The following is a 26,149-nucleotide window of genomic DNA, read 5'->3' on the forward strand; positions in this document are numbered from 1 at the left end:
TATGGCAACGTTGCTTCGTATCGCCACTGCTGGCTCCGTCGATGACGGCAAGTCCACGCTGATCGGCCGGCTGCTCTATGACAGTAAGGCCGTCATGGAGGACCAGCTGGCCGCCGTCGAGCGCACCTCCAAGGAACGCGGCCACGGCTACACCGACCTCGCACTGGTCACCGACGGCCTGCGCGCCGAGCGGGAACAGGGCATCACCATCGATGTCGCCTACCGCTACTTCGCCACGGCCAAGCGGAAATTCATCATCGCCGACACCCCGGGTCACATCCAGTACACCCGCAACATGGTCACCGGCACCTCGACGGCGCAGCTGGCCATCGTGCTGGTCGACGCCCGCCACGGGCTGCTGGAGCAGTCGCGCCGGCACGCCTTCCTGGCCTCGCTGCTCGGCATCCAGCACATCGTGCTGGCGGTCAACAAGATGGACCTGATCGATTGGGACCGTGAGCGTTTCGAGAAGATCCGCGACGACTTCCACGAGTTCGTGGCCCGCCTGGACATCCAGGACGTCACCACCATCCCGCTGTCGGCGCTGGCCGGCGACAACGTGGTGACCAAGTCGGACAAGACGCCGTGGTACGAGGGTCCGTCGCTGCTGAGCCACCTCGAAGAGGTGTACATCGCCGGTGACCGCAACCTCATGGACGTCCGCTTCCCGGTGCAGTACGTCATCCGCCCGCAGACCCACGAGCACGCCGACCACCGCAGCTACGCGGGCACCATCGCCAGTGGCGTCATGCGCCCCGGCGACGAGATCGTCGTTCTCCCAACGGGAAAGACCAGCACCATCACCGCGATCGACGGCCCCACCGGGCCGCTCGAGGAGGCCTTCGCGCCCATGGCGGTATCGGTGAGTCTGGCCGACGACATCGACATCTCGCGCGGCGACATGATCGCTCGTGTGCACAACCAGCCGCACACCACGCAGGAATTCGACGCCACCGTGTGCTGGATGTCCGACGACGCGAGCCTCGAGCCGGGCCGGGACTACATCATCAAGCACACCACCCGCACCACGCGGGCCCGGGTTTCGGACCTGGACTACCGGCTGGACGTCAACACCCTGCACCGCGACAAGAGCGCAACGGCGTTGAAGCTCAACGAACTCGGCCGCGTCACGCTGCGCACGCAGCAGCCGCTGCTGCTCGACGAGTACTCGCGCAACGCCGTGACGGGCTCGTTCATCCTGATCGACCCGGACACCAACGGCACCGTCGCCGCGGGCATGGTGCGTGACACCACGCCGGCGGCCAACCGGTCGGCCAGCCCGAACGCGGTGCGGCACGCCAACCTCGTCACGGCCGAGGACCGGTTGTCGAAGGGCAGCACGGTGTGGTTCACCGGCTTGTCCGGCTCGGGTAAGTCGTCGGTCGCCATGCTGGTGGAGCGCAAGCTGCTCGAATTGGGACGTCCCGCATACGTTCTCGACGGCGACAACCTGCGCCACGGGCTGAACTCGGACCTGGGCTTCTCCATGGCCGACCGCTCGGAGAACCTGCGCCGCCTGGCCCACATCGCCACGCTGCTGGCCGACTCCGGCCAGATCGTGCTGGTGCCGGCGATCAGCCCGCTGGAAGAGCACCGTGAGTTGGCGCGAAAGGTCCACACGGACCAGGGATTCGAGTTCTTCGAGGTGTTCATGGACACCCCGCTGGCCGACTGCGAGGCCCGCGATCCCAAGGGGCTCTACGCCAAGGCGCGTGCCGGTGAGATCACGCACTTCACCGGTATCGACAGCCCGTACCAGCGGCCGAAGAACCCGGACCTGGCGCTGGTGCCGGGTGATCTGGATGCTCAGGCGCAGCGCGTCGTCGACATGCTGGTGGCGCCGCGATGACCGATCACGAGGTTGCCGAGCGGCTGGCCACCCGCGCGGGTGACCTGCTGCTGGACGTGCGGGCCGAGTTCGCCACGGCCGACGCTTCCGAGCGGAAAGCGGCGGGGGACAAGCGCTCTCACGAGTTCCTGATGACGGAGCTCGCACGCTTGCGTCCCAATGACGCGGTGCTCTCGGAGGAGGCGACGGAGGAGGAACGGGCCAACAGCGCCCGCCTGACCTCCGACCGGGTGTGGATCATCGACCCGCTCGATGGCACCCGCGAGTTCTCCGAGCTGGACCGTGACGACTGGGCCGTGCACGTGGCGCTGTGGGAATCCGGCGAGCTGGTCGCCGGCGCCGTGGCGCTGCCCGCGCAGAACACCACGCTGCACACGCCCGAGGTGGCCGCGCCCTTCGCGGTCGACGGTCCGCCGCGCATCGTGGTGTCCCGCACCCGCCCGCCGGCCATCGCGCTCGCGGTGCGTGACGCCCTTGACGGAGTCCTGGTCGAAATGGGCTCGGCCGGAGCCAAAGTCGCGGCCGTGATCCAGGGCCGGGCCGACGTCTACGTCCACGCCGGTGGTCAGTTCGAGTGGGACTCCGCCGCGCCGGTCGCGGTGGCCCGCGCTGCCGGCCTGCACACCTCGCGGATCGACGGTTCGCCGCTGGTCTACAACCGCGAGGACCCGAAGCTGCCCGACCTGGTGGTGTGCCGGCCGGAACTGGCCGAGCGGGTGCTGGCGATCACCGCGACGCAGTAGCTCTCGCGACATCGACGAAAATGGCTGTGGGGACGCATGTTCCCACAGCCATTTCGCGCATCTCGGACGACTGCGTCCAGCCATGCAGACTCCGTAGCGGGAAAAATCCCTCAGTGCAGCCGAAGTGGTGATGTGCCGATGGTTATTGAAGCCAGGGACTGTTGACGGCCCGAAAACGTCCCTGGCTTCAACAATGACAGTCGAGAGTGCCTCGTGATTGAAGCTACGGATTTCTCTTGGGGCCTATCGAGCTACGCCGACGCGGTAACCGGCAGCGGCGCATTGGCTTTCGCTGGTGCAACGGTGCGAACCGCGACGAGGCAGGCGATCGCGATCGCAAAGCACGCCGCCGTGTACCACAGGCTGCCGATCGGATCCCCGTGCGCGGTAACGCCGTTGACCGCGCCGAAGTAGGCGGGCAGGGCACTGAGCCAGAGCGCCGCCATGACGACCAGGTAGGCGACGGCGTAGCCGATCAGCCATGGCGGGCTCACGTAGCGCGGTTCGGTCGGGCTGGCGACGGTGCCGCGCAGCCGGCGCCATTGCGTCACCAGCGCCCAGACCGCCACGGCGCACACCGCCACGAGTTCCGCCGCGTAGGCAATACCGCCCGCGGTGCTGCTGCCGGTGACGCCGCCGATCACGGTCGCGGGCAGCGGCAGGATCGCGGTACCCAGTGAAGCCAACACCCCGGCAACCACAGTGCGCCAGACGATTTCGAAACCGGTGAAGCGGCGGCCCCGATCAGCGTGCCGGCCCACGAAGAACTGCACACAGAGCGCCAGCGACATCGGCCACAGCGCGGCGAAGACGACGACGCTGGGCAGCGGTACGGAGTCGAACATCGGCTGGTTCATCGGGTTGTGCACCGACCATTCCCACCACCGCAGCTGCGGGCCCAGATGGTCGAAGATCTCGTAGAACGCGTGGTGGACGAACCCGACGCAGACGGCGCCGACCAGGGTGCCGTACCGCCGGAAAACCCCTAGGCTGCGCACGATTTCGAAGGCGACGGTCGCCATCATCGGGTAGATCGCGACGATGTACAGCGGCAGCCGGCCCCACAGGAAGTCCAACGTGAACACGTTGTGCGCGAACATGGTGTCGACGCGGTCGGCGATGCCGAAGGCTGCGGGGAAGTACAGCGGCGGCTCGATGATCAGCAGGTAGGCGACGGCGCCGAACCACAGGGCGATGTTGGTGGCGTCACCGTGGCGGCGCAGCCGGATGATCGCGTAGACCAGGGTCAGCACCGCGCCGGTGATCACCGTCAACTCCAGGACCGGCAGGGTCCAGTTCTCCAGCTGCAGGGGATTGCGGACCTCGAGCAGGCCGCCGGCCGTGTCGCAGGAAAAGCCAAGGCGCCCGGCGAGATCGGCGAACGTCGGGGAACACAGGTCAGACATGGGCGCTCTGCTTTCCGGCGGTGTACCAGTGGGTGACGTCGTAGCCGGCGTCGTAGCGATCGAACCATTCGGCCGCGAGTGCGGGCAGCTTCTCGTGCTCCGGGTTGTGGCCCGGAATCTGGCTGCGGACGATGCCTGACAGCGCCACCAATTGCTCGCGGACCGGCAGGTCGTGGAACGCGCTCGTGAACGGCCCGAAGTCCGGGATGCGGCCCAGCTTCTTCAGGATCGTGTTCTTGCGGCGCTCGAGCGCGAACGCCGACAGCGCGTCGACCTTGCGGACTTCCAGCGGCAGATGCTTGTTGAACCCGTTGCACGCCATCCGCACGCAATCCATCACGTGCTTGAAGATCGACGGCGCCACCCGCATGCGGTACCACGGATCGTCGACCAGGCCGTTGTAGATGATGAGCGCCGAGCTCCGGTGCTCGACCTCTTCGACGAAGTGCCACAAGAACAGTGACGCGACGCGGTCGTCGCCTGGCGCGAACAACGTGTCGTCGTGGTCGAGCATCAATTTGAAGACCGGCGTGAACGTCGCCTCCAGGTCGGCGGTGTAGGCCAGCCGATATTTGAGGGGCTTGTTGGCGACGAGGTCGTCGAACGCGGCGATCACCTCGTCGAGGGTCTCCTTGAGCTCCGGGTGGGCCTTGATGAGGCCGCGCGCATGGGCCCGGTGGGCCATCGAATGCTGCCCCTCCTGGCGGACGAAGGCGTCGGCCTCTTCGGCGATCACCGGGTCGGTCAGCAGTGGCTTGGCCTCGGCCATGGTGCTGACGATCATCTTCTCGAACGCAATCGCCAAGAAGGACACGGCATTTGCCATTGCGGAGAACGCGGGGTTGGTCTCGTTCCAGAGGAAGGGCACGGGGTGGTCCGCGAAAGCGAACCGCATCTTGCGGACCTGGAGATCGGTCACTGGGCACCTCGATCAGTAATCATACAAACTATGTCGCCTGTGTATGGTTACAGTGTTGGCGAACATCCGTCAATGCCCGGCGCGGTGCCGGCCGTGTACCGTCCGGCGGATGGCACGCAAACGTCGCGGTTGGGGAGGGGAGCCGCCCGCCGATGACGACGAGGCGACCCGCCGCATCGTCGCCGCGGCAGTCGAGCTGCTCGCGACCACGGGCACCGCGATCACGATCGCCGACGTCGCCGAATCGCTCGGCGTCATCCGCCAGACGGTGTACCGGTACTTCCCGACGGCCGACGAGTTGATGCGCGCCGCCGCCATCGCCTCGGTCGCAGGCTTTTTGGATCAGCTCAGCGAGCACGTGCGGGGGATTCACGATCCCGCCGACGCGATGACCGAAGGCGTGCTCTACACACTCGACGCCGTGGCCCGGACACCGCACCTCGGCATCCTGATGTCGGCGCCGTACGTCAGCGCGCACAGCAGTGACATGGCGTCTGCCGAGGCGCAGGACTTCGGCATGCAGATGATCACCCGGTTCGACGTCGACTGGGCGAGCTACGGATACGACGACGCGGCGCTGCGCGAGCTGGTCGAATTCACGCTGCGCATCATGCTGTCCTACTTCCTCGCGCCGGCAGGGGACGGGCGCACTCCCGACGAGTTGCGGGCGTTCATCCGGCGGTGGCTGGGCGCGGCGATCCTGGGGCAGGAATCGGCCCGCTGATCGATCGGTGGCGATAACAGCCGGTCAGGGCTAGTTTGTGTTCGTATGCGTACTCATCTGTCCACTCGTCGTCTGATGGCCGCGGCCGGCGGCGCCGCCCTCCTTGCCATGGGCGTGCTCACCGCGGGCTGTAGCAACAACGGCGGGCAGTCGCCGTCGACCACCACCACAACGACGACGACCTCGTCGCCGTCTCCATCGGCGACGCCGACGGAGAAGAGCATCAGCCCCACCGGAGGCAACCTGTTCAGTCCGGCTGTCACCGCGCCGGGCGCACCGAGCGTCGCACCCGGTCTGCATCCGGGTCTCAACGGCAACAACTAGCCTCGGGCGGGGGACGTCGAAAGCGATTCCCGCCGAAGCTAATTCGTCGGCAGGGTGGGCGGCCCGGCCGGCGCCGGATCGTTGCCGACGTTCGGGCACGCGACTTTGAGCTGGTGCACGAGCGTCGTCATCGGGTGGTATCCATCCATGAAGGTCTGGTCGGGACGCCAGTCCGGTGGGGCACTCGGCCTGCCCCGACTGACCATGTCGAGTTTGTCTGCCAGTGCGGTTACCTTGTCACGCAAGGTCATATCGGTGATCGAGGCCGCGTCACTGCGCACTGCGGCCGCCGCGGTGGCAGAGTCACGGGCAATGGCGGCGGCATCGGCGGAGCGGGTCAGTCCGAACTGAATGGCGGGCAAAGCCTCTGACCAATGCCGCACTGCTTGGTCGACCTGCCGGCAGTCGGCGCTGGCCTCTTGCTGCGGCGGTGCACTCGAACTGTCCGCTTTGTTGATGGCGATGAGAACCAAGATCGGCACGGTGACAGCCAGCAGCGCCAGCAGGATCTTCGGCCTCGACCAGTCCGGTAGCCCCACCAATTCAGCCTAACTGCCACCGCACGCCACTAGGCTCACAACATGACTCGCCCCACCCTGCGTGAATTGTCCAGCCTGCCTGTCGAACCGGTCGGCCTCGCGGACTCGACCCTGGTTCTGATCGACTGCCAGAACACCTACACGCAAGGGGTGATGGAGCTCGAGGGTGTGCAGGACGCTCTCGATGAGACTGCCGCACTGCTCGACCGTGCCCGCACGGCCGGCATCCCCGTCATCCACATCCAGCACGACGATGGGCCGGGCTCGCTGTACGACATCGGGGGCGAGTCCGGTGCGATCGTCGACCGGGTGGCGCCGCGCGGCGACGAGCCGGTGATCGTCAAGCAGTTCCCGAACTCGTTCGTGCAGACCGATCTCGATGAGCGGCTCAAGGCGTTGGGCGCGTCGAACCTGGTGCTCGCCGGCTTCATGACGCACATGTGCGTGAATTCCACCGCCCGTGGCGCGTTCAGCCTCGGGTACGCGCCGACGGTCGTGGCCGCCGCGACGGCGACGCGCACCCTGGCCGGGCCCGACGGTCAGGCGGTGCCGGCCGCGGCGCTGCAGGCGGCGAGCCTCGCCGGCCTGGCCGATCTGGTGGCGGTGGTCGCGCCCAACGTCGCAGCTATTCCGGACTAATCCGGCCCGGAATGGCATGATTGGCTGATGCGGATGTCAGCCAAGGCGGAGTACGCCGTCCGCGCCATGGTCGAACTGGCCGCCGCCGACGCCGGTGCGCTGGTCAAGACCGAGGACCTGGCCAAGGCGCAGGGCATCCCCGCGCAGTTCCTGGTCGACATCCTGACCAACCTGCGCACCGACCGTCTGGTGCGCAGCCACCGCGGCCGCGACGGCGGCTACGAGCTGGCCCGGCCGGCCGCGGACATCAGCATCGCCGACGTCCTGCGTTGCATCGACGGCCCGCTGGCGAGCGTCCGCGACATCGGACTCGGCGATCTGCCGTACTCCGGGCCGACGGCCGCCCTCACCGATGTGTGGCGCGCCCTGCGCGCCAGCATGCGCTCGGTGCTGGAACAGACCAGCCTCGCCGACGTGGCCACGGGCAAGCTTCCAGACCACGTCAGCACGCTGGCAGGTGACTACCGCACCCAGGAAGCCCGCCGCGGCCACAGCTAGCCCCCATTTACAACTAGCCCTCATTGCCGCTACAGCTAGTCCTCATTGCCGCGAGCGGCCGTGTTTGTACGCCGACACACCGTGATTCGCGTGCAGTTACGTCGCGCTCGCGGCGGATGAGCGGCCGCTACCTGCCCGCCGCCGCGATGCCCGCGATCAGCATCCGCAGCCCGCCGTCGAAGTCGTCCTCGACCGACACGGTCGCGGCCACCTCGGACAGTGCGGCGATGTGCGGGTACCGGACTCCGGCTGCCGACCCGATCCGGGCCGCAGTCTCGGCGGCGTCGCCCGAGAACGGCCCGGCCAGCTGGGCCTGAGCCGAGCCGGTCACCAATCCCAGCACCGCGTGAAACGCGGACAGCCTGGCAGCGTCGGACAGGCCGGCCCGCTCGAGCGCGCCGACGAGCGCGTCGGCGGCAGCGAACCCCGTGGCCGACGCCATTCGCCGGGTCAGGACGAGGGGGATGGCGGCCGGGTGGGCCCGCACGCCGCGCCACACCGCGGACGCCGTTGCATGGACATCAGCGGCCCAGTCGTCGGTGGGTTCGGGCACCTCGATCCCGGCGGACACCGCGGCGACGACGAGTTCTTCCAGGCCCTCTTTGTCGGCGACGTAGTTGTACATCGTCATCGGCCCCGTGCCGAGTGCCGCGGCCAGGGACCGCATGCTGAGCGCCGCCAAACCGGATTCGTCGACGATTCGCAGTGCAGCGGAAGCGATTTCGTCCGTGGTGAACCGTGCGCGCATGAGCACCCCCTTGACGAGTACGTCGTACGTGTTGAAGTGTAGACGATACGTACAGCGTACTTATGTGAGGAGTTCAGATGACATCAGCGATCCCGGTCGAGCAGTTGCACTTCGTCAGCGGTGGAGACCGTTGCGCCGCGTGGCTCACGTTGCCGTCGACCCCTGGTCCGCATCCCGCCGTCGTCCTGGTGCACGGTCTCGGCGCCACCCGCGACATGATGCTGTCGCAGTACGAACAGCATTTCGCCGCCGCGGGCATTGCCACCTTGTCCTTCGACTACCGGTTCAACGGGGCCTCCGAAGGCGAACCGCGGCAACATATTTCGATTCCTGAACAATGCCGGGACGTCGACGCCGCAATCGATTACCTACAGCGGCACCCGCAAGTCGACGCCGACCGCATCGGCTTGTGGGGCACGAGCCTCGGCGGCATGAACGTGGTGCGGGTGGCCGGCAGCCGCACCGACATCGCCGCCGCGGTGGTGCAATGTCCCATCACTCACGGGCCGGCATCGGCCCGCAGCGTCGGCATCCGGGGTGCGCTGCGGCTGACACCGGCGATCGTCCACGACGCGGTGCGTGCGCTTCTCCGGCGCGGACGTCGCTACGTGCCCATCGTGGGACAGCCCGGGACCGACGCGCTCGTGACGGTGCCCGGAGCCGAGAACGGGTGGCGGTCGACGGTGCCGGCCGGCACCGCGTTCGACAATCGGATCACCGCGGTCGACGCCGCGCTGCTGATCACGAGATCGGCGCTGCGCCATGCCGCGACGGTCCAGGCGCCCCTCCTGGTGTGCGTCTGCGATGACGAGACGCTGATGGATCCGCGGTACGCCCAAGCGGTGGCCGAGCGAGCGCCGCGCGGGATCGCGCGGCACTACGCATCCGACCATTTCGCGATCTACCACCCGCCGCTGGTGCGGCGAGTACTCGACGATCAGCTCGCCTTCCTGACGGAGCACCTCTGATGTCCGCGCGTGATGCGTTGCGCGCCAACGACGAACGATTCGCCGACGTCGTTGCCGGCCTGACGCCGCAAGAATGGGCCGCACCGAGCCTGTGTGTGGAGTGGAGCAACCGCGACGTGCTGGGACATCTGGTGGTCGGATGCAGTCATCCCGTCGGCGCGTTCGTGGGGGAGATGATCCGGCACCGCGACTTCGACCGCGCCAACACCGCCACTGCCACCGAACGCGCACGGGGCCGCAGCGCCGAACGCCTGCTGGACGATTTCCGAGCCGTCAGCGCCCGTCCCGCCGGCGTCGGCCGATACTTTCCGGCCCGGCTACTGCTGGGCGACCACATCACCCACGAGCTGGACATCCTGTTCGCCGTCGGCCGGGAACCGGACATCCCGGCCCACCTGCTCAACACGGTCCTGGACACCCAAGTCGCCTTCCCCAACCCGTTCGTCCCCGCATACCGCAACAGCCGGGGTCTTCAGCTCAGCGCCGTCGACACCGGCTGGCGTCACGGCACCACCGGGCCGGCGGTGGAGGGCACGGCCGCCGAGCTGATCTCGGTGCTCGGCAACCGGCCGAAGGTGTTGCCCCGGTTACGCGGCCCGGGCGCCGTGACACTGGCGGACCGGGTGCTCAGCCGCCTGAGCCGTACGGCCGGGTGATGATCTCCAGGTAATGCCCGCTGGGATCCTGGAAGTAGACGCCCCGGCCACCGTCGTTGCGATTGATCTCGCCGGGATGCTGGCCGCGCGGATCGGCCCAATATTGCAGTCCGCGTTCACGAATCCGGCCGTAGATCGCGGTGAACTCATCCTCGGACACCAGGAACGCGTAATGCTGCGGGACGACATTTGTCCCCTCTGGGACCTGGGCGAAATCCAAGCTGACGCCGTGGTTCAGTTCGACGGCGAGGAACGGCCCGCCTTCTTGGGCGGGAGGCAAACCGAAGAGCTCGGTGAAGAAGGTGGCCGCGGCCGAGCGGTCGGTCGAGTGGACGATGGTGTGGTTGAAGGTGATGGCCATATTCCTCCGTTCTACCCGTTCACGAGCGTCGCGTCACTGCCGCGGTGTGCGGCCCCTGCCTGTCATGATCTAAGTATGGCGTTCGACCTGCGTGAGCTGGCAGTTCCGGTGATTGTCGCGCCGATGGCCGGTGGGCCATCGACGCCCGAGCTGGCCGCTGCGGGGTCGGCGGCCGGTGGCCTGGGATTCGTGGCAGCCGGCTACCTGACGGCGCAGACGCTGGCCGACCGCATCACCGCCGCACGCGCGCTGACCACCGGCCCGCTGGGCGTGAATCTCTTTGCCTCGCAGCCCAGTACCGCACAGCCCCGCGAGATCGAGCGGTACGCGACCGAACTCGCTGCCGAAGCCACCCGCTACGGGGCGGCGCTCGGCGATGCGACATTCAACGATGACGACTGGGCGGCCAAGCTCGACGTCGTCGCCGACCTGCGGCCCGACGTCGTGTCCTTCACCTTCGGCGGGCCAACCGCCGACGAGTGCGCGCGGTTGCGGCAGGCCGGTATCACCACCGTCGCAACGGTCACCACCGCGGACGAAGCCGCGCAGGCCGCAACCACTGGGGTGGACGCCCTCGCCGTGCAGGGCCCCGGCGCCGGCGGCCACCGCGGCACCTACGATCCGCTGGCCGCGCCCGCCACGCAGCCACTCACCGAACTGCTGGCCGACGTACTCGCCACCACCGAACTGCCCGTCGTCGCCGCGGGCGGCCTGATGACCGGCGACGACGTCGCCGCCGTGATCGCCGCCGGTGCCGTGGCCGCACAACTCGGCACGGCATTTCTGCTCGCCGAGGAGTCTGGCTCCAGCCCGGTGCACCGCGCCGCACTCGTCGATCCACGGTTCACCGAAACCGTTGTCACCAAAGCCTTCTCGGGACGGTACGCCCGCGGGCTGCGCAACCGGTTCATCGACGAACACGACGAGCAGGCGCCGCTGGGCTATCCCGAGGTGCATTACCTCACCAGCCCGCTGCGCAAGGCGGCGGTGGCAGCCGGCGACCCGGACGGGACAAACGTCTGGGCGGGCACCGGATTCCGGAAAATCCGGTCGGGTTCGGTCGCCGACATCATGGCCGGGCTCGCGTGAGCATCGGGAAAGGAGCAGGCATGCGAACCGTTGTCGCGATCCCGTTGGCGGTGGCCTGCGCCTGGCCGATCACGGTCGCTCATGCCGACCCCGTCCAGGTACCGCGCTGTGCCACTGCGCAACTGACACCGAGCCTCGGCCCGCCCGACGGTGCCGCCGGGACGACGTTCTATCCGGTGATCCTGAAGAACTCCGGGGACGCCCCGTGCAGCATGTCGGGTTATCCGGCGGTGTCGTTCATTGCCGGCTCCGACAACCATGTGGTCGGCGTGGCCGCCAGTCAGGATGCGGAGACCGTCATCGGTGTCGTGGTGATCGAACCCGGCCAGTCCACCGCGGCGAACCTCGGCATCGTCAACGCGGGCAACTTCCCGGCCGACTGTAATGCCGTGCCGGTCAGCGGATTGCAGGTCAACCTGCCGGGTGACACCGAGCCCATCATCATCGGCCATGCTGATACCGCTTGCGCCAGTACGGCTTACCCGACCTTGCGGGTGGGGCCGTTCACCGGCGCGTAGTGACGGTGATGCTGCCATCATCGGTCCGTGCGGTGATCTGAGCGACGGCGCGGGCCGGATCCTCGGTCTGCGGCACGCGCACCTGCGCGTGGTCGCCCGCCTGTGCCCGCACCAGGTACGGCCCACCGGTCGGCACGGTGATGTCGATGTCGGAGTCCCGGTTGGTGACCTCCACGGTGCGCGGAGCGACCTCTTTGAAGTCCACCGCGATGTGGCCATCGGTCGAGTCGGCGATGAACGCGTCGGTGACGACGATCGGCTCACGCGTCTGCACATCGCCGCTCTGGGTGTGGATCTCGATCCGGCGGGCGTTGCCACCGAGGATCACCGCGCCGTCGGTGTTGTGGACGGTCAGCTGATCCAGATCGGTCAGACTCAGCATCACGCCGACCTGCTGCTTGGTGGTGACCGAAAGCCGGTGTGCGACATCGGGAGGCAGCGTCACCATGATCTCCCCGGGCGGCCCGAAGTCGAACAGCGGCGACGGTGTGCCGGTCACCGTGAGGCTCACAGCGCCACCGTTGCGGGTGACCTTCAGGGCCTGGTGATCGTCTTTTGCGGTATTGAGCAGCCGCATCCGGACCCGTGGCTCATGGGCATTGCGGTCGCTGGCGATCCTGATGGCAGTCGGCAGATCGCCGGTGTCGATCGTCAGGGAGCTGAAATCGGCCGGCAGGGTCTCGGTTTCGGCCGCGACGCGCACCGAGCTGATGCCCCAGGCCAATCCGCCGATCCCGGCGGCCGCCGACAGCGTCACGACGAGGGCGGTCACCACCAGCAGCGAGCGCATCGCCGACCGGCCGCCCGGGGTCAGCGCGGGCGGCGTGGCGGTGTCGGCCGGCGGTGCGGTATCCAGATTCGAAGTCATGGGAAAGTCCTTTTCTCTCTTCAGGATTCGAGATAGCGCAAGACGGCGAGGACCCGCCGGTTCTCGCTGTCGTCGGGCGTCAGGTCCAGCTTGGTGAAGATCGATGCGATGTGTTTCTCGGCGGAGCCGATCGAGATGTGCAGCAGCCCTGCGATGGCCGAGTTGGTCTTGCCTTCTGCCATCAGCTGCATGACTTCCTGCTCGCGCGGGGTGAGCACGGCCAGGGTGGAGCGGCGGTGGGTGCGCACCAGGATTTGGGACACCACCTCCGGGTCCAGGACGGTGCCACCCGTCCCCACCGTGGTGACGGCGTCCAGGAATGCCGGGACGTCGGCGACGCGGTCCTTGAGCAGGTAGCCGAAACCCCTGGTATCCGAGGCGATCAGGTCAGCCGCGTACCGTTCCTCGACATAGTGCGACAGCACCAGCACCGGTGACTCGGGATTCTGGCTGCGCAGCAGCGCGGCGGCGCGGATGCCTTCGTCGGTGAAGGTCGGCGGCATCCGGACATCGACGATGACGAGGTCGGGGTTGTGCTCGTTGACGGCCCGCAGCAGCTCGGTGGCATCGGGCACCCCAGCGAGCACGTCGTGGCCGGCGTCGATCAGGATGCGCTCGATACCCGCGCGCAGCAGGGCCGAATCCTCGGCGATCACAATGCGCATGGCAGTACCGCCGTCACGGTCGTCGTTCCGGTTTCGGGGCTCGAGACGGCGAAGGTGCCCCGCGCCGCGCGCACCCGCTCACCGAGTCCGCGCAGGCCCGTCGTGTCGTCGCCGGTCGTCTGGGCCCCGCCGATACCGTCGTCGAACACCGAGATGTGGAGCTGGTCGGTGGGCTCGTGGTAGCGCACCGTGACCACGGCGTGGGTGGCCTGGGCGTGCTTGGCGATGTTGGTCAACGACTCGGCGACGACGAAGTACGCGCACGACTCCACCTCGTCGGAAAAACGTTTCGGCAGTTGCAGTTCCAGCGTCACCGGCACGCCGGCGGTTTCGGTGCGCTGCACCACCGCCGACAGTGCGGCGTCCAGGCCGCGGTCGGCCAGGATCGTCGGCGCGATGCCGCGCACCACATTTCGCAGTTCGAGGAGCGCGGCCTTGGCGTCGTCGTGTGCCTCGGCGATCAGCTTGCGGGCCTCGGGCAGGTCCGAGTCGAGCTTGGTCTGGGCCAGCCCGATCGTCATGGCCAACGACACCAGCCGGGGCTGCACACTGTCGTGCAGGTCGCGTTCGATGCGGTGCCGTTCGGTGGACGCCGACGACACCGCGCCGCGACGGGCCTGGTGCAGGGCGCTGACCTCATGCTGCAGCGCCGCCGTCGGCGATGCCGGCAGGAGCCACCGGTCGACGGCGGCGTCCACCCGGGGACCGAACACCAGGATGCCTGCGGCGGCGGCCAGCGCGATGATGGCCAGCAGCCAGGACAGCGGCGGGGAGATGAAGCTCAGTCCGGCAGCGGGATCGCTGTTGTGGATCGCGGTCGCCGCGGCAGGACCGAGCAGCGCGAAAGCCAGCAAGGAGAAGGCCAGCCCGACCGCGAAGATGTCGAAGACCATGCGCAGGTAGCTGTGCGCCAACACCTTCCAGAACCGGCCGCTGCTCACGTCCAGCCACAATTGGTGGGCCCATCCTTGAAAACCGCTGTAGGGCGTCAGCTTTCGGTAGGGGACGGCGATGCCGAAGCCGAACACCGCCTCGCTGCGCACCCGCTCGACCCGGTCGGTGGCGCGGACGGCGTAGACGAACACCACTCCGCCGAACACCGTCCCGATCACCGAGGGGATCGAGGTGACGGCGAGGATGAGCAGGGACAGCGGTATCCAGAACCAGATCATGCCTGCGAACGCGCCGACGATCATCGACGACGTCGGGACGACACCGAGGTCTGATGTGCGCGGCACCGGCGGCGTCGTTGTCGGATGTGTCGGCTCGGCCGACGCGGGGTCTGTAGCTGTTGCGACCATGCCTCCAACTTAGGCACCGGCGAAGCCCCGGGACACGGCGTTTTCCCGCGACATCTCTGGGGGTAAACCCCACCGGTTCGCCCTGTACCGGGCCTTGCCGGTCCGCTCATGGACGGAGTCCGGCCGGCCGACCCGAACCCTCGCGCTGGACGCGCATGCCAGAATCGGCTGTGTGCAGATCGGGATGACGATGCCAGTGATGGAGCCCAACCTCGATGCGGCAACGCTGACGGCCTGGGCAAGAGTGATCGACGGCGGGCCCTTCTCGTCCCTGTGCTGGGGTGAGCGCATCGCGTTCGACAATCCCGATTCCCTGACGCTGCTCGGCGCCCTGGCGGCCTGGACCGACCGCGTGCGGCTCGTCACCACGGTGATCGTCCCGCAACTACATGATCCGGTGATGCTGGCGAAAGCGCTTGCCACGGGCGACATGCTCAGCGGTGGACGGCTGACGGTCGGCCTCGGCGTCGGGGGACGGCACGAGGACTACAACGCCGTCGGTGCCGACCCGAAGACCCAGACCATGCGCGGCATGGCCGAGCGGGTCGCGCTGATGAAGCGCGTCTGGGCGGGGGAGAAGCTCACCGAATCCGTGCTGCCCGTCGGCCCCGAGGCCGTCCAACCGGGTGGCCCCCGATTGCTGGTCGGCACCATCGGCCCGAAAACCATACGCAGCGCCGCCAATTGGGCGGACGGCATGGCCGGCACCACGCTGGACCTCAACGTGGAGCGTGAGAGCGAACTGTTCGACGTCGCCCGGGAGGCGTGGGCCGAGGCGGGAAAACCCAAGCCGCACTTGGCCACGTCGTTCTGGTTCGCCCTCGGGGAGAAGGACGAAGCGCGCAACCAGGTGCACCGGCACCTGCGCCGGTACATGAACTGGATTCCCGAGGAGTACGTCGACGCGATGGCGCCCACCACGGGCTGGGCCGGCACGGAAGACGAATTGCTCGACGTGCTACAGAAATTCGATGACATCGGCACCGACGAGGTGCATCTCATCCCCACCAGTTCGGACATCGACCAGCTGCGCCGGGTGGCCGACGTGGTCAAGGACTTCACCGGAGAGGCAGCGCTATGAGTCGTGCGACGGACGTGCTGGCCGGCTTGCCCGAGGTGCGGGTGTGGCAGGAGGACCTGTACCGGGACCTGCACGAGCACCCGGAGTTGTCACACCAGGAACATCGCACCGCAAAGCTGGTGTCGGACAAGCTGACCGAGATCGGCTATGAAGTGACAGGCGGAATCGGCGGCACCGGCGTGGTGGGCATTCTGCGCAACGGTGACGGTGCGTCGGTCCTCATGCGCGCCGACATGGACGCGCTGCCCGTCGCCGAGGCCACCGGGCTGCCCTACGCCAGCACGGTGCGCGGCACCGACGCCGCCGGCAAGGACGTGCCCGTCATGCACGCGTGCGGCCACGACACCCACGTCACCTGTCTGCTCGGCGCGGCCGCGCTGCTGGCCGACGGGCGAGATCACTGGCAGGGCACCGCGATTGCGTTGTTCCAGCCGGCCGAAGAGGTCGGCGGCGGTGCCGCCGGCATGGTCGCCGACGGGCTGGCCGACGTCGTCGGCACGGTCGACGTGGCGCTGGGTCAGCACGTCGCTCCGGCTCCGGCCGGATACGTCGGCACCCGCAGCGGGCCGGTGATGGCCGCGGCCGACAGCATCCGCGTGACGGTCTACGGCCGCGGCGGCCACGGGTCCATGCCCAACGCCACCATCGATCCCGTTGTGCTGGCCGCGATGATCGTCGTCCGGCTCCAGACCATCGTGTCGCGCGAGGTCGCGCCGATCGAGACCGTCGTGCTCACCGTCGGCAGCATCAATTCGGGCACCAAGAGCAACATCATCGGTGACCACGCCGTGCTGGAACTGAATCTGCGCACCTACGACGAGGCGGTGCGCACCGCCGTCATCGCGGCCGTCAAGCGTATCGTCATCGCCGAGTGCCAGGCGTCGGATTCCCCGAAGGAGCCGGAATTCGAGTTCTACGACCAGTTTCCGGTCACCGACAATGACGAGGCCGCCACCGCCCGGGTTCATGAGGCGTTCGTCGAGCAATTCGGCGACCGTGTGCTGGCCATCCCGCAGGCCTCCGCGAGTGAGGATTTCAGCGACATCCCGCGGGCGCTCGGCGTGCCGTACACCTATTGGATGTTCGGCGGCATCGATGCCGCCGAATTCAGCCGTGCTGCCGAAGCCGGCCGGATCAGTCAGGACATCCCGGTGAACCACTCGCCGACGTTCGGCCCGGTGATTCAGCCGACGCTCGACACCGGCACCGAGGCGCTCGTGGTGGCCGCGCTGTCCTGGTTGTAGTCCTTTGGGCGGTAGGCGATTTCGAATAGGCATGCCGCCAGGACGCACAGTGCGATGGCTTCGATCATCTGGATGACGAGCATCGTCCATGTGGTGTGGGCGACGGCGACGAAGAACTGCATGTTGGGGATGACGACGAACAGGCCGCCCCAGATGCCCCACCAGGCGGCCTTGCCCAGCCCGCGGCCGGGGTACAGCCGCAGGAACAGGAAGCACAGCATCGTCAGCTGCAGGACGTACGTGAACCCGAGAAACGGGAACAGGTCCATGATTTCGGCGAGCGGGCGCTGCGGGTAGTCGGCCGCCGGGTAGCTGTTGCCGAAGAGTGCCGGTCCCGCAGTCTTGTGGAATACGACGTCGAGGATGAACGTCAGAATCGATACCGGCAGCGCCACCGCCAAGAAGCGTCCCCACCCGAATTGCTTGCCCATGACATCCTTCCGATCTCGAGATTCGGCTTGTTCCTATCCCGCTCGGGCATGCAGCGGATGCCGGTGTCCCGGCAGCCGGGCACTGAACGTCCGAATGATCTGCGCGAAGTTGCGTTTGACCAGCGGTTCGGCGGGTAACCTCCGCGTTGGACACTGCCTCGGTGTGGGACGGGAGTAACGGTGAAGATCAAACTTGTGGCGCCCGTGGGGATCGCCGCGATCGTGTTCGGTATGGCCGGCATGACGGCGGGCTCTGCTTCGGCGGCCAACAACATCAAGCCGTTCGGACAGCAGGAGACGCTGAACGAGATCGGCTACACGGTCAAGGGCCTGAAGCCGAGTTCGGACCCCGTGCCGCACAACGGCCAGCTCTACTCGGCGACCGTGACTGTCGAAGGGGTCGGCGGCTGGGCCAACCCGATCACCGCGTTCTTCAACGCCCGGGCCGAGAGCGGGGCGAACTACCGCGTGATCGGTGGCGGTCTGCCGTCGGCACCGCCCGGCGGGACGTCGACCGGCAAGCTCTACTTCGACGTCGTCGGCGACGTGCCCAACAGCGTCGTCTACAACGACGGTATGCAGGACCTGCTGGTCTGGGTGCCGCGCGGTCCCGTGGGCGATGCATCTGAGGATGTTTCCGACACCCCCGTCGGCACCAGCGAGATCATCAGCACCCCACCCGCGGAGAGTGCACCGCCGGCCGAGGGCACCCCGACAGGGGGCAATCTGTTCACCCCTGAAGTTATGGCGCCGCCGCCGTTCGAGCTCTCCGAGTCGGACGTGGCGTCACCGGGGTATAACTCGGGTAGCGGCCGTCGCTGATTTCTACCGACAGCAGCCGCACGAATCCTGGCGGACGCCGGGCGGGCCCGTTCGCCCAGTTACCCGTACCGATGACTACAACCGGCCTGGCGTGTCAGGGTTCGACGACGCTAGACAGATGGACGTAGAACTCGTTTGGCGGTTCGATTGAACTGTCTTCGCGCTGGTTGGAGATGATGATGATGTGGTCGCTTCCCGGTTTCCGACTAGCTGCTTCAAGACGCCTACTTGAGTCGTAGACGGCTTGCCAGCCCTCCGAAAGGGCTGCGGCCAACTGTGCGCCTGAGATAGCCGCACTTGGCTCGTGCTTACGCAGTTCGGCGACGATTCGATCATCAAGGCTCATAGCGTGACCCTAACTCGCGTTCGTTCGTAGACGTTGATCGCGTCGATAGCTTGCGCGGTTGATTCCGCCGCAGCCATCGGGGTTACTCGGATCCCACCTGATTGATCGCGTCGAACGCTCGTGAAGCACTGAACCACCCCGGGTTTGATGCACACCTTCTTTCGAGGGAAGGTCGTTTGCATCATGCCAAGGAAGTACGACGACGAGTTCAAGGCCCGAGCGGTCCGGTTGGTCACCGACCATGCCGAGGAGTACGACACCCGCACGGCCTGCATCACCGCGGTCGCCAAGCGGTTGGGGGTGTCGTATGAATCACTGCGCCGCTGGGTCAACCAGACCGAGGTCGACACCGGCCAACGTGACGGGGTGCCCACCGACGTCGCCCGTGAGAATAGAGAGCTGAAGCGCAAGAACCGCGAGCTTGAGGAAACCATCGAAATCCTCAAGGCGGCAACAAGTTTCTTCGTGCGGGAGAGCGACCCGCGACACCGTTGATTTGTGCGTTCATCGCCGAGCATCGTGCTCGGTTCGGGGTCGCTCCGATCTGCCGCGTGCTCACTGAGCACGGCTGCCAGATCGCCCCGAGAACCTTCTACGCCTGGCTGACCCGCCCCCCATCCGCTCGGGCGCTGTGGGACACCGTCATCACCGAGGTGCTCGCCGGCTTCTACGAGCCAGACGAGCACGGCCGACGCAAACCGGAGTCACTGTACGGGGCTACCAAGATGTGGGCTCACCTGCACCGACAAGGCATTGTGGTGGCCCGCTGCACCGTGGAGCGCCTCATGCGGGCCAACGGCTGGCGCGGGGTTACCCGCCGCAAGAAGGTCCGCACCACGATCGCCGATCCCGCCGCGGCGCGGGCGGCCGATCTGGTCAAACGCCGGTTCCGGGTGCCCGCGCCCAACGTGCTGCTGGTCGCGGACTTCACCTACGTACGGCTGACCAACGGAACGTTCGTCTACACCGCATTCGCCATCGACGCCTACGCGGGCCGGATAGTGGGATGGACCTGCTCGGCCAGCAAGGAGGACCGGTTCGTGCGTCAGGCGATCCGCCACGCCGCCCAACTTCGTATCGACGAGGGTAATCCATTGTTGGGCAACACTATTCACCATAGCGATGCGGGCTCTCAATATACGTCTGTGCGGTTCGGCGAGACCCTGGCGCTGTCTGGACTGGTGGCCTCAATCGGGACAGTCGGCGATGCCTTCGATAACGCTCTGGCGGAGACGACCATAGGGCTCTACAAGACTGAAGCCGTCCGCGATGACTCGCCGTTTCGGCGCGGCCCTCTGAGCCGTCTGACCGACGTGGAGCTGCTCACCGCCGAGTGGGTGCACTGGTACAACGCCGACCGGCTCATGCACCGCCTCGGTCGCATCCCACCCCTGGAGTACGAAGCCGTCCACTACGCTACAAACGCGGCCAACTCAGAGGCTGCACACCAGTAACCGGTGTGCATCAAACCCGGGGCGATTCAGCACCGCCTCCGTGCTGGTCGGTGTTATCACGGCCAACGAGCGGGCACAGTGGCTGGCTGTCTGTGCAGGACGGGATCAGGGGTGCTCGCGGCCAGGGTGTCGGGCCAAGGTGCGATGATCCTGGCTCATGGAGACGGGCATCGGCCAAGAGCACCTTTACTACGCCTGCAAGTTGTTTGGCGAATTTCATTACGAGCCTGGCAATACGACTCCCAAAGGTACCGCAACGGGTTTTGTCGTTCAGGGCCCCGATAAACGGACATTAGGGCTCGTTACTAACAGGCATTTTATAGAGCCCGGTTGGTCTGATGAGCTCAAAGAGGGAACAAAGCTCACAAAGCTGCGTGCAAGTATATGGCTTACGTCGGACGATCGAATTGAAACCGACATCGTCGCAGAACCCATATTCCACGATGATCCGACAATCGATGCTTGTATCTTTCCTTTGCTTCCGGGTCACTTACTACGCGTGGATTTGTATGGAATTGCTGGACGAACCGAGGGCGCTCACAAGTGGGCTGACGGTTTGAAACAGGGCGGTGATGCTGCAATTCAATTGAAGCATTATGTGAGTTGGGGGCATCTCGATATTTCAGCGTGGTATTGGAACACGGTTGCTCCTTGTGAATCATTGTTCTTTCCAGGTTATCCCGCTTGGCACGATAAGAGTGCAGATCGGCCAATTATGAGAACGGGCGCAATCGTAAGTGATCCGAAAGAAAGTTGGCGGCTATACGCTGACGGACCAAAGCCTGGTGATGGCTCACTGCAAGTCTTGTTCGATGCCTTTTCTAGCGATGGCAACTCAGGCAGTCCAGTCTTTGTGAGTCAGCGAGGATTTCGCAACGCAGGCGAGATGAGCCATTATGTCGGTGCGTATCGCCCCATGATACTTGGCGGGATCAATGCTGGTCATATCGAAGACCATAAATCGCGGCATGTTGGTCTTTCGCGTATGCACAAAGTTTCAGTGATAGTCGATCTTGCGCGCAAGATGGTTGATTCGTTGCCCAACTCTGGCCCTCGGGACGGCTTATCGCTATGACCTTCGTGGTAATCAGTTTGTGGCTACGCGGTTTAGGGCGGGTGGTGGCAAACAGATTTGGGCCGGCTACGTCGGACCGGATAGGTAGGCCGTTTGGGCGATCCGTTAGAGCAACCTTCAAAAGTACCGCCTAGCAGCTGTTTTAGTTCCGCTAGTTAGAGTGCCCCCGGCAGGATTCGAACCTGACGAGACACCCTTAGCTGTAACCGGCTCTATACTGGGGTTTATGGGCGTTGAACAGCCAATATGATCGAAACTCGGCTACGAATTTGTGTAGCGCTTCCGGGCGTTGCGTAAGGTTGATGTTGCACGTTTATCGCACCGAGAAAACCGGTCTGGGGTCGAAGGGAAGGCGCGCATATGGCACGCAAGCGGCGCGGATTCGGACGGCTTCGCCAACTACCGTCCGGACGCTGGCAAGCCGCCTACATCGGACCTGACGGCAACCTGCACAAGGCGAAGCGCACGTACGCCACAGAGACCGACGCCGAAGGCTGGTTGGCGGATGAACGCCGCAAGATCGACCTAGAGACGTGGGGCGCCGTCGAACGGTCGGACGGCATCACGCTGCGCGCCTACGCCGATCAGTGGATGGAGTTGCGCACGCTGAGGCCGCGGACGCGCCAGCACTACCGCTCGATGCTGAATCGGCTCATTTTGCCGACGCTGGGAGACGTCAAGCTGGTGACGCTCACCCCGGCCCGCGTGCGCCAGTGGCACGCGAGCCTGGGCGCCACCCATTCGACCCGCAATGCCCACGCTTACGCCCTGCTGCACGCGATCTGTTCGACCGCCGTGCAAGACGAAGTGCTCGACGCCAACCCGTGCCGCATCCGGGCTGCGATGCAGACCAAGCGGAAGCGGGATGTCGACGTGCTCACCCCGGCTCAGGTCGACCGGCTAGCCAGTCTGATGCCTGAACATCTGAGCGCCAGCGTCATCATGGCGGCCTGGTGTGGTCTGCGGTGGGGTGAGACATCTGAGCTACGGCGGAAGGACGTCAACGGCGATGCCAGTGTTTTGCGCATACGGCGTGCCGTGACCTACCGAAAAGGCGCGTTCGACGTCGGCGAGCCGAAGACGGCGGCGGGTATCCGGGACGTCGCGGTTCCGCCGCACGTCCGCCCTGTCATCCTGGCGCACCTGAATGACCATGTCGCGGCCGCGCCTGAGTCGCTGCTATTCCCGATGCCGGACGGCGGACACATGCACGGTGACAACTACCGGCCCTTCTGGGAGAAGGCACGCGAGGGTATAGGCAAACCGACACTGCGTGTCCACGATCTGCGGCACGTCGGCGCGGTGCTAGCTGCACAGTCAGGTGCTACGACGGCCGAGCTGATGCACCGACTTGGGCACACAACGCCCGCAATGGCATTGCGATATCAGCATGTCGCGGAAGGGCGAGACGCCGAGATTGCCGAACGTCTATCGAAATTGGCCGCGGGGTAAGGGCTGACCGAGCCCGAAAAGTTGCTCAGCGGGTCGGTGTGCGCTCAGTCGCACCCGGCCCGTTGTGCTGTCTGCACGGGAGACGATTTGTCGCGACTATCGCAGTGGCGCCTCGCGGTGCCTCGGGTATGTTTCGCGACGTCTGGGCGATCCAAATAGACCCTTAAAGCTATTGCGACACAACATGAATCAAACAACAGAAACGGTACGAAACGTTCGGCGTTTCGCCCGCCATTGGTGCATCCTGCGCCTTATGAACACAAGGATGCCAACCAGTGCGAGTTGTAACCGACGTCGCACCGGCGTTTACCGCGTACCTTCGGCGGACACGGCATGAAAGCGCCGAAGATGACGAATGCGGTTGCGCGCCAATGGATAGGTCTACCGGAAGCCGCCGAGCTGTGCGGAGTCCACTATCGGACGCTGCGAAAATGGATCGCCGAGGGCAGGTTGAACGCGGTTCGGGTCGGCCCCAAGTTGCTGAAAGTCGATGCAGCAGACCTGGATAAGCTAATGAAGCCGGTTGGTGGCGCAGTGTGAAGCGGCGTAGCGCGTGGCTGGCCATAGCGACTGCTGTCATCCTGACACCGGCAATAGCGCACGCCGACACAGGAAGCACCGACCTTGACCGGCTTATCAACCTGCTGCACGCCGATGGGCTGACGCGGCTCACTTCACCGAACGATGTTCGCGCAGCGGCTGTTTCAGCGTGTGTGCTGCTGGAGGCAGGGTGGAGTGAGGACCGCGTGGTGTCGGCAGCGATGGTGTCGGCGTCGACACCGGAGTGGGTCACTCGCGACGACATGGCTGCTGCCGTGTCCGACTTCGCCGAGGTCTACTGCCCGGACGCGGCCGGGTGAGGAAAGCGAAAAGGCCGCCCCGGACCAAGGGACGGCCTTCCCGGACAACTACGGACCAGACAACAACAACGCGCTCAGTCTACCGCGATACAAGCCGGGGCAGTCGGCGTGTCGGGCGTATTTACAAAGGGGCGCAGTAATTTTGACCAACTTGAGTCAAGACCCTAACGAGACGCCGGCGGTTCCGCTGACGACGATCCATGTCAATCCGGAAGACCCAGACCTACCGGCGCACGGAGCCCGCGGCGTCCGGGATGAGAGGTCGTTCCTGCAACGCAAGGCCGAGCGCGACGCCGCAAAGGCGGCATTGGCAGCGGCAAACGGTGATACCACGTACGAGTCGGCGTGCTCGGACATCCCACCACCGTCGCCACCTGTCGACCGGCCGCCGACCGGTGGGTACCGATCCCCGGACGACCCGTACGTGGTGCGCGCGATGGAGCTGGAGCTAGCCGAGCTGGCCAGCCTTGCTTCTGACTCGCACCGGCGAAACAGCACGCTCAATACCGTCGCCCTGAAGCTGGCCAGGCTGAGCGTTCCGCGCGACCAGCTCCGCGCCGAGCTGATCAAGGCGTGCAACGCCAACGGCCTGGTGCGCGACGACGGAATGGGCTCGGTGCTCAAGACGATTCGGTCGGCGTTCGGCAAGGCCGACCGTGAGGGACAGCGCGTGGTGCCGGACATGGAGCCACTGGGCACCGTCACCGAGGTCGACCCGTCGGCAATCGTCAGTGAAGGCCAAGAATCTATCCGCGAATTGCCGGACGTAGCTCCCATCACGCTCGACCAGGCGCACGCGGTGTCCCGAAAGTGGTTAGGTGAGGACTACGACACAGACGCCCAAGACGCGGTTCTGGCCGCTGCCGCGGCTGAACGACTGCCTGGTGATCCGTTGTGGTTACTGGTCATTTCGGGCAGCGGCAACGCGAAGACTGAAACCGTGCAGGCGCTCGACGGTGTCGACGCTGTGGTTATCAGTGCGATCACTTCGGATGCTGCATTGCTGTCGGCGACTCCGAAACGCGAGCGCTCCAAGGGCGCAACGGGTGGCTTGCTGCGGCGCATTGGCTCCCAAGGCGTACTGGTGATCAAAGACGTGACTTCCATCCTGTCGATGAACCGTGATCTTCGTGCGAAAGTGCTTGCCGCTCTGCGTGAAATACACGATGGCAGATGGTCGCGTGAAGTCGGCACCGACGGTGGCAACGTCTTGCATTGGAGTGGCCGAATCGTGGTGATCGGTGCTTGCACGACGGCGTGGGACAGCGCTCACTCCGTCATTGCTTCGATGGGTGACCGTTTCGTACTTGTCCGGATGGATTCGACCACGAAACGGATACAAGCTGGCCGGAAAGCGATTGGTAACACCGGCCACGAGGTCGACATGCGGGCAGAGCTGGCAGAGGCCGCGGCCGGTGTCATCGCCGGGATGAATACCGACCCTGTCAGCCTGTCCGAGGCTGAATCGGAAGTGCTGCTGAACGCCGCCAACCTGGTGACGCTGACCCGTACCGCCGTGGAGTACGACTATCGCGGCGACGTGATCGACGCGCACGCCCCGGAAATGCCTACTCGGTTCGCCAAGCAGTTGGCGCAACTGGTCCGCGGCGGGGTGGCTATCGGGATGGATCGCACGTCGGCGCTGCGGCTGGCCATACGGTGCGCGCGGGACTCAATGCCGCCGCTGCGGCTAGCCATCTTGGATGACCTGGTCGTGCATCCTGATTCGACCGCGACGGACATTCGCAAGCGATTGAATAAGCCGCGAGCGACGGTGGATCGACAGTTGCAAGCGCTACATATGTTGGGCGCGCTCGACTGCACCGACACCGAGACCCATCGGGGCGGGCGGTTTGTCACGACCTGGTTCTACCGACTGGCCGACGACATCGAACCATCGGCGCTGGACCCCAGCACGGCGGTACCAGATTTGTCGGTCCAGATGATTCCGGTGCCAGATTTGTCACTCCATATCCCTAGACCCCCAGAAGAATTGGGTAGCAGTGAGGGCGAAGACGGTTCCGAGCTATGGGCATCAACTAACAAATCTGGCACCGCCCTGGATGGGGCGGACTCATGAATGTCACTGACATCACTGGGCGCGCCCACAGGTCGGGTTCCGACCCCCGATGGCTGGCCGACTTCATCGAGCAGACACCCGGCGGCGTGCGACCGAAACAGGCCGAGGCGCACGGGGCGAGACTCGGCCACAACAGAAACGCCACCTACCGAGCATTCCGCCGCCTGCGCCGGGCCGCTGTCGCCCGCTCGGTCAGTCGGCACACGTGGCCGAACACGACGACTTGGCTACCGGCCGAGGCCGACGCGGAAGCCACGCGATGAACGCACCCGTCCACCTCACCGAGCTATGGCCAGCCGAAGACCCGGACTCGGCACCGGTGCCGGACCAGGTATGGCTACTCGGCCTGATCGCCGAGCACGGCGGCATCCGGCCGCGTGACGCAATCGGTTTGGCCGCCGAGCTGGGCGCCGGTGCGTCGGCCGTCCGCCGTTGGTATCGCGACTTACTGAGCGCCGGACTAGTGTCCTGCGCCGTAAATTAGTTGAT

General features: G+C 66.0%; 30 protein-coding genes. 20 read left to right on the forward strand and 10 right to left on the reverse strand.

Annotated elements, in window-relative coordinates; genetic code table 11:
- Position 1: 1 nt before the first annotated feature.
- Positions 2–1,849 carry a sulfate adenylyltransferase subunit CysN gene (gene cysN / locus ACZ5IQ_RS06760; protein WP_346416910.1) on the forward strand — a complete coding sequence of 616 codons (1,848 nt, stop codon included), beginning with the start codon at positions 2–4 and terminating at the stop codon, positions 1,847–1,849.
- The gene (locus tag ACZ5IQ_RS06765; RefSeq protein ID WP_346416909.1) at positions 1,846–2,592 is read left to right on the forward strand and encodes a 3'(2'),5'-bisphosphate nucleotidase CysQ; all 747 of its coding nucleotides are present in this window, start codon (positions 1,846–1,848) and stop codon (positions 2,590–2,592) included. The genes cysN and ACZ5IQ_RS06765 overlap by 4 nt, the downstream gene beginning before the upstream one ends.
- Before the next feature lie 251 nt (positions 2,593–2,843).
- On the opposite strand, the gene ACZ5IQ_RS06770 is transcribed toward ACZ5IQ_RS06765, so the two are convergent.
- The gene (locus tag ACZ5IQ_RS06770; protein WP_346416908.1) at positions 2,844–3,998 is read right to left on the reverse strand and encodes a DUF7802 domain-containing protein; all 1,155 of its coding nucleotides are present in this window, start codon (positions 3,996–3,998) and stop codon (positions 2,844–2,846) included.
- Positions 3,991–4,917, reverse strand: a complete 927-nt coding sequence (locus ACZ5IQ_RS06775) for a metal-dependent hydrolase (RefSeq protein ID WP_212812548.1) — start codon at positions 4,915–4,917, stop codon at positions 3,991–3,993. The genes ACZ5IQ_RS06770 and ACZ5IQ_RS06775 overlap by 8 nt, the downstream gene beginning before the upstream one ends.
- Before the next feature lie 109 nt (positions 4,918–5,026).
- On the opposite strand from ACZ5IQ_RS06775, the gene ACZ5IQ_RS06780 reads away from it, so the two are divergent.
- Positions 5,027–5,641: a TetR/AcrR family transcriptional regulator gene (locus ACZ5IQ_RS06780; RefSeq protein WP_318986551.1), complete on the forward strand. Its 615-nt coding sequence runs from the start codon at positions 5,027–5,029 to the stop codon at positions 5,639–5,641.
- A gap of 45 nt (positions 5,642–5,686) precedes the next feature.
- On the forward strand, positions 5,687–5,965 hold the full coding sequence (locus tag ACZ5IQ_RS06785) for a hypothetical protein (protein WP_212812546.1): 279 nt from the start codon (positions 5,687–5,689) through the stop codon (positions 5,963–5,965).
- Positions 5,966–6,003: 38 nt separating this feature from the next.
- Here ACZ5IQ_RS06785 and ACZ5IQ_RS06790 read toward each other — a convergent pair whose 3' ends face one another.
- Positions 6,004–6,504 (reverse strand): hypothetical protein, encoded by a 501-nt coding sequence (locus ACZ5IQ_RS06790; RefSeq protein ID WP_346416904.1) that lies wholly within the window; start codon positions 6,502–6,504, stop codon positions 6,004–6,006.
- A gap of 42 nt (positions 6,505–6,546) precedes the next feature.
- On the opposite strand from ACZ5IQ_RS06790, the gene ACZ5IQ_RS06795 reads away from it, so the two are divergent.
- Both ACZ5IQ_RS06795 and ACZ5IQ_RS06800 read left to right on the forward strand, forming a co-directional pair.
- The gene (locus ACZ5IQ_RS06795) at positions 6,547–7,143 is read left to right on the forward strand and encodes a cysteine hydrolase family protein (RefSeq protein ID WP_406775631.1); all 597 of its coding nucleotides are present in this window, start codon (positions 6,547–6,549) and stop codon (positions 7,141–7,143) included.
- 27 nt (positions 7,144–7,170) lie between these two features.
- A complete protein-coding gene (locus ACZ5IQ_RS06800; RefSeq protein WP_212812542.1) occupies positions 7,171–7,641 on the forward strand; it encodes an Rrf2 family transcriptional regulator in 471 nt (156 codons plus the stop codon).
- Between the two features lie 127 nt (positions 7,642–7,768).
- Here the strand turns inward: ACZ5IQ_RS06800 and ACZ5IQ_RS06805 are convergent, their stop codons facing one another.
- Positions 7,769–8,389: a TetR/AcrR family transcriptional regulator gene (locus ACZ5IQ_RS06805; RefSeq protein WP_406775630.1), complete on the reverse strand. Its 621-nt coding sequence runs from the start codon at positions 8,387–8,389 to the stop codon at positions 7,769–7,771.
- A 77-nt stretch (positions 8,390–8,466) separates the two neighbouring features.
- Here ACZ5IQ_RS06805 and ACZ5IQ_RS06810 point away from each other — a divergent pair, with 77 nt between their 5' ends.
- Both ACZ5IQ_RS06810 and ACZ5IQ_RS06815 read left to right on the forward strand, forming a co-directional pair.
- Positions 8,467–9,357: an alpha/beta hydrolase gene (locus ACZ5IQ_RS06810; protein ID WP_346416901.1), complete on the forward strand. Its 891-nt coding sequence runs from the start codon at positions 8,467–8,469 to the stop codon at positions 9,355–9,357.
- Entirely contained in the window at positions 9,357–10,013 is a 657-nt protein-coding gene (locus ACZ5IQ_RS06815; protein WP_346416900.1) for a maleylpyruvate isomerase family mycothiol-dependent enzyme, read from the forward strand. Before ACZ5IQ_RS06810 ends, ACZ5IQ_RS06815 begins: the two co-directional genes overlap by 1 nt.
- Here the strand turns inward: ACZ5IQ_RS06815 and ACZ5IQ_RS06820 are convergent.
- A complete protein-coding gene (locus ACZ5IQ_RS06820) occupies positions 9,985–10,374 on the reverse strand; it encodes a VOC family protein (protein WP_346416899.1) in 390 nt (129 codons plus the stop codon). The two genes, ACZ5IQ_RS06815 and ACZ5IQ_RS06820, sit on opposite strands and share 29 nt — an antisense overlap.
- A gap of 75 nt (positions 10,375–10,449) precedes the next feature.
- On the opposite strand from ACZ5IQ_RS06820, the gene ACZ5IQ_RS06825 reads away from it, so the two are divergent.
- Together ACZ5IQ_RS06825 and ACZ5IQ_RS06830 are read left to right on the forward strand one after the other, a co-directional pair.
- The gene (locus ACZ5IQ_RS06825; RefSeq protein WP_346416898.1) at positions 10,450–11,463 is read left to right on the forward strand and encodes a nitronate monooxygenase; all 1,014 of its coding nucleotides are present in this window, start codon (positions 10,450–10,452) and stop codon (positions 11,461–11,463) included.
- A 20-nt stretch (positions 11,464–11,483) separates the two neighbouring features.
- Positions 11,484–11,981, forward strand: a complete 498-nt coding sequence (locus ACZ5IQ_RS06830) for a DUF4232 domain-containing protein (RefSeq protein WP_212812536.1) — start codon at positions 11,484–11,486, stop codon at positions 11,979–11,981.
- On the opposite strand, the gene ACZ5IQ_RS06835 is transcribed toward ACZ5IQ_RS06830, so the two are convergent.
- Genes ACZ5IQ_RS06835 through ACZ5IQ_RS06845 form a run of 3 tightly spaced genes read right to left on the reverse strand, consistent with a single transcriptional unit; the run spans position 11,968 to position 14,815 of the window.
- Positions 11,968–12,849, reverse strand: a complete 882-nt coding sequence (locus ACZ5IQ_RS06835) for a DUF4097 family beta strand repeat-containing protein (RefSeq protein ID WP_346416897.1) — start codon at positions 12,847–12,849, stop codon at positions 11,968–11,970. The genes ACZ5IQ_RS06830 and ACZ5IQ_RS06835 overlap by 14 nt on opposite strands.
- Positions 12,850–12,869: 20 nt before the next feature.
- Entirely contained in the window at positions 12,870–13,514 is a 645-nt protein-coding gene (locus tag ACZ5IQ_RS06840) for a response regulator transcription factor (RefSeq protein WP_212812534.1), read from the reverse strand.
- Positions 13,502–14,815, reverse strand: coding sequence for a sensor histidine kinase (locus ACZ5IQ_RS06845; protein ID WP_406775629.1), 1,314 nt, complete (start codon positions 14,813–14,815; stop codon positions 13,502–13,504). Before ACZ5IQ_RS06845 ends, ACZ5IQ_RS06840 begins: the two co-directional genes overlap by 13 nt.
- A gap of 184 nt (positions 14,816–14,999) precedes the next feature.
- On the opposite strand from ACZ5IQ_RS06845, the gene ACZ5IQ_RS06850 reads away from it, so the two are divergent.
- Positions 15,000–15,896, forward strand: a complete 897-nt coding sequence (locus ACZ5IQ_RS06850; protein ID WP_406775628.1) for an LLM class flavin-dependent oxidoreductase — start codon at positions 15,000–15,002, stop codon at positions 15,894–15,896.
- Positions 15,893–17,140: an amidohydrolase gene (locus ACZ5IQ_RS06855; protein ID WP_212812531.1), complete on the forward strand. Its 1,248-nt coding sequence runs from the start codon at positions 15,893–15,895 to the stop codon at positions 17,138–17,140. The genes ACZ5IQ_RS06850 and ACZ5IQ_RS06855 overlap by 4 nt, the downstream gene beginning before the upstream one ends.
- On the opposite strand, the gene ACZ5IQ_RS06860 is transcribed toward ACZ5IQ_RS06855, so the two are convergent.
- The gene (locus ACZ5IQ_RS06860) at positions 17,080–17,571 is read right to left on the reverse strand and encodes a hypothetical protein (protein ID WP_212812530.1); all 492 of its coding nucleotides are present in this window, start codon (positions 17,569–17,571) and stop codon (positions 17,080–17,082) included. The genes ACZ5IQ_RS06855 and ACZ5IQ_RS06860 overlap by 61 nt on opposite strands.
- A gap of 180 nt (positions 17,572–17,751) precedes the next feature.
- On the opposite strand from ACZ5IQ_RS06860, the gene ACZ5IQ_RS06865 reads away from it, so the two are divergent.
- Positions 17,752–18,393: a DUF1942 domain-containing protein gene (locus ACZ5IQ_RS06865; protein ID WP_244872636.1), complete on the forward strand. Its 642-nt coding sequence runs from the start codon at positions 17,752–17,754 to the stop codon at positions 18,391–18,393.
- A 94-nt stretch (positions 18,394–18,487) separates the two neighbouring features.
- Here the strand turns inward: ACZ5IQ_RS06865 and ACZ5IQ_RS06870 are convergent, their stop codons facing one another.
- On the reverse strand, positions 18,488–18,739 hold the full coding sequence (locus tag ACZ5IQ_RS06870) for a hypothetical protein (RefSeq protein ID WP_212812529.1): 252 nt from the start codon (positions 18,737–18,739) through the stop codon (positions 18,488–18,490).
- Positions 18,740–18,922: 183 nt separating this feature from the next.
- Between ACZ5IQ_RS06870 and ACZ5IQ_RS06875 the strand changes: the two genes are divergently transcribed.
- From ACZ5IQ_RS06875 to ACZ5IQ_RS06905, 7 genes are all read left to right on the forward strand, one after another.
- Positions 18,923–20,193, forward strand: a protein-coding gene (locus tag ACZ5IQ_RS06875; RefSeq protein ID WP_110783669.1) for an IS3 family transposase whose coding sequence is annotated in 2 segments (ribosomal slippage) — positions 18,923–19,196 and positions 19,196–20,193 — 1,272 coding nt in all. Because the reading frame shifts where the segments join, the coding sequence is not laid out codon by codon here.
- 157 nt (positions 20,194–20,350) lie between these two features.
- On the forward strand, positions 20,351–21,268 hold the full coding sequence (locus tag ACZ5IQ_RS06880; RefSeq protein ID WP_406776388.1) for a hypothetical protein: 918 nt from the start codon (positions 20,351–20,353) through the stop codon (positions 21,266–21,268).
- Positions 21,269–21,628: 360 nt separating this feature from the next.
- Positions 21,629–22,720: a tyrosine-type recombinase/integrase gene (locus tag ACZ5IQ_RS06885; protein ID WP_212812527.1), complete on the forward strand. Its 1,092-nt coding sequence runs from the start codon at positions 21,629–21,631 to the stop codon at positions 22,718–22,720.
- 333 nt (positions 22,721–23,053) lie between these two features.
- On the forward strand, positions 23,054–23,260 hold the full coding sequence (locus ACZ5IQ_RS06890) for a helix-turn-helix domain-containing protein (RefSeq protein WP_212812526.1): 207 nt from the start codon (positions 23,054–23,056) through the stop codon (positions 23,258–23,260).
- On the forward strand, positions 23,257–23,580 hold the full coding sequence (locus ACZ5IQ_RS06895) for a DUF732 domain-containing protein (protein WP_212812525.1): 324 nt from the start codon (positions 23,257–23,259) through the stop codon (positions 23,578–23,580). The genes ACZ5IQ_RS06890 and ACZ5IQ_RS06895 overlap by 4 nt, the downstream gene beginning before the upstream one ends.
- Before the next feature lie 151 nt (positions 23,581–23,731).
- Positions 23,732–25,660 (forward strand): hypothetical protein, encoded by a 1,929-nt coding sequence (locus ACZ5IQ_RS06900; protein WP_464481013.1) that lies wholly within the window; start codon positions 23,732–23,734, stop codon positions 25,658–25,660.
- A gap of 259 nt (positions 25,661–25,919) precedes the next feature.
- Positions 25,920–26,144: a hypothetical protein gene (locus ACZ5IQ_RS06905; protein WP_464481014.1), complete on the forward strand. Its 225-nt coding sequence runs from the start codon at positions 25,920–25,922 to the stop codon at positions 26,142–26,144.
- Positions 26,145–26,149: the final 5 nt, after the last annotated feature.

The sequence above is a fragment of the Mycobacterium toneyamaense genome (assembly GCF_055384815.1).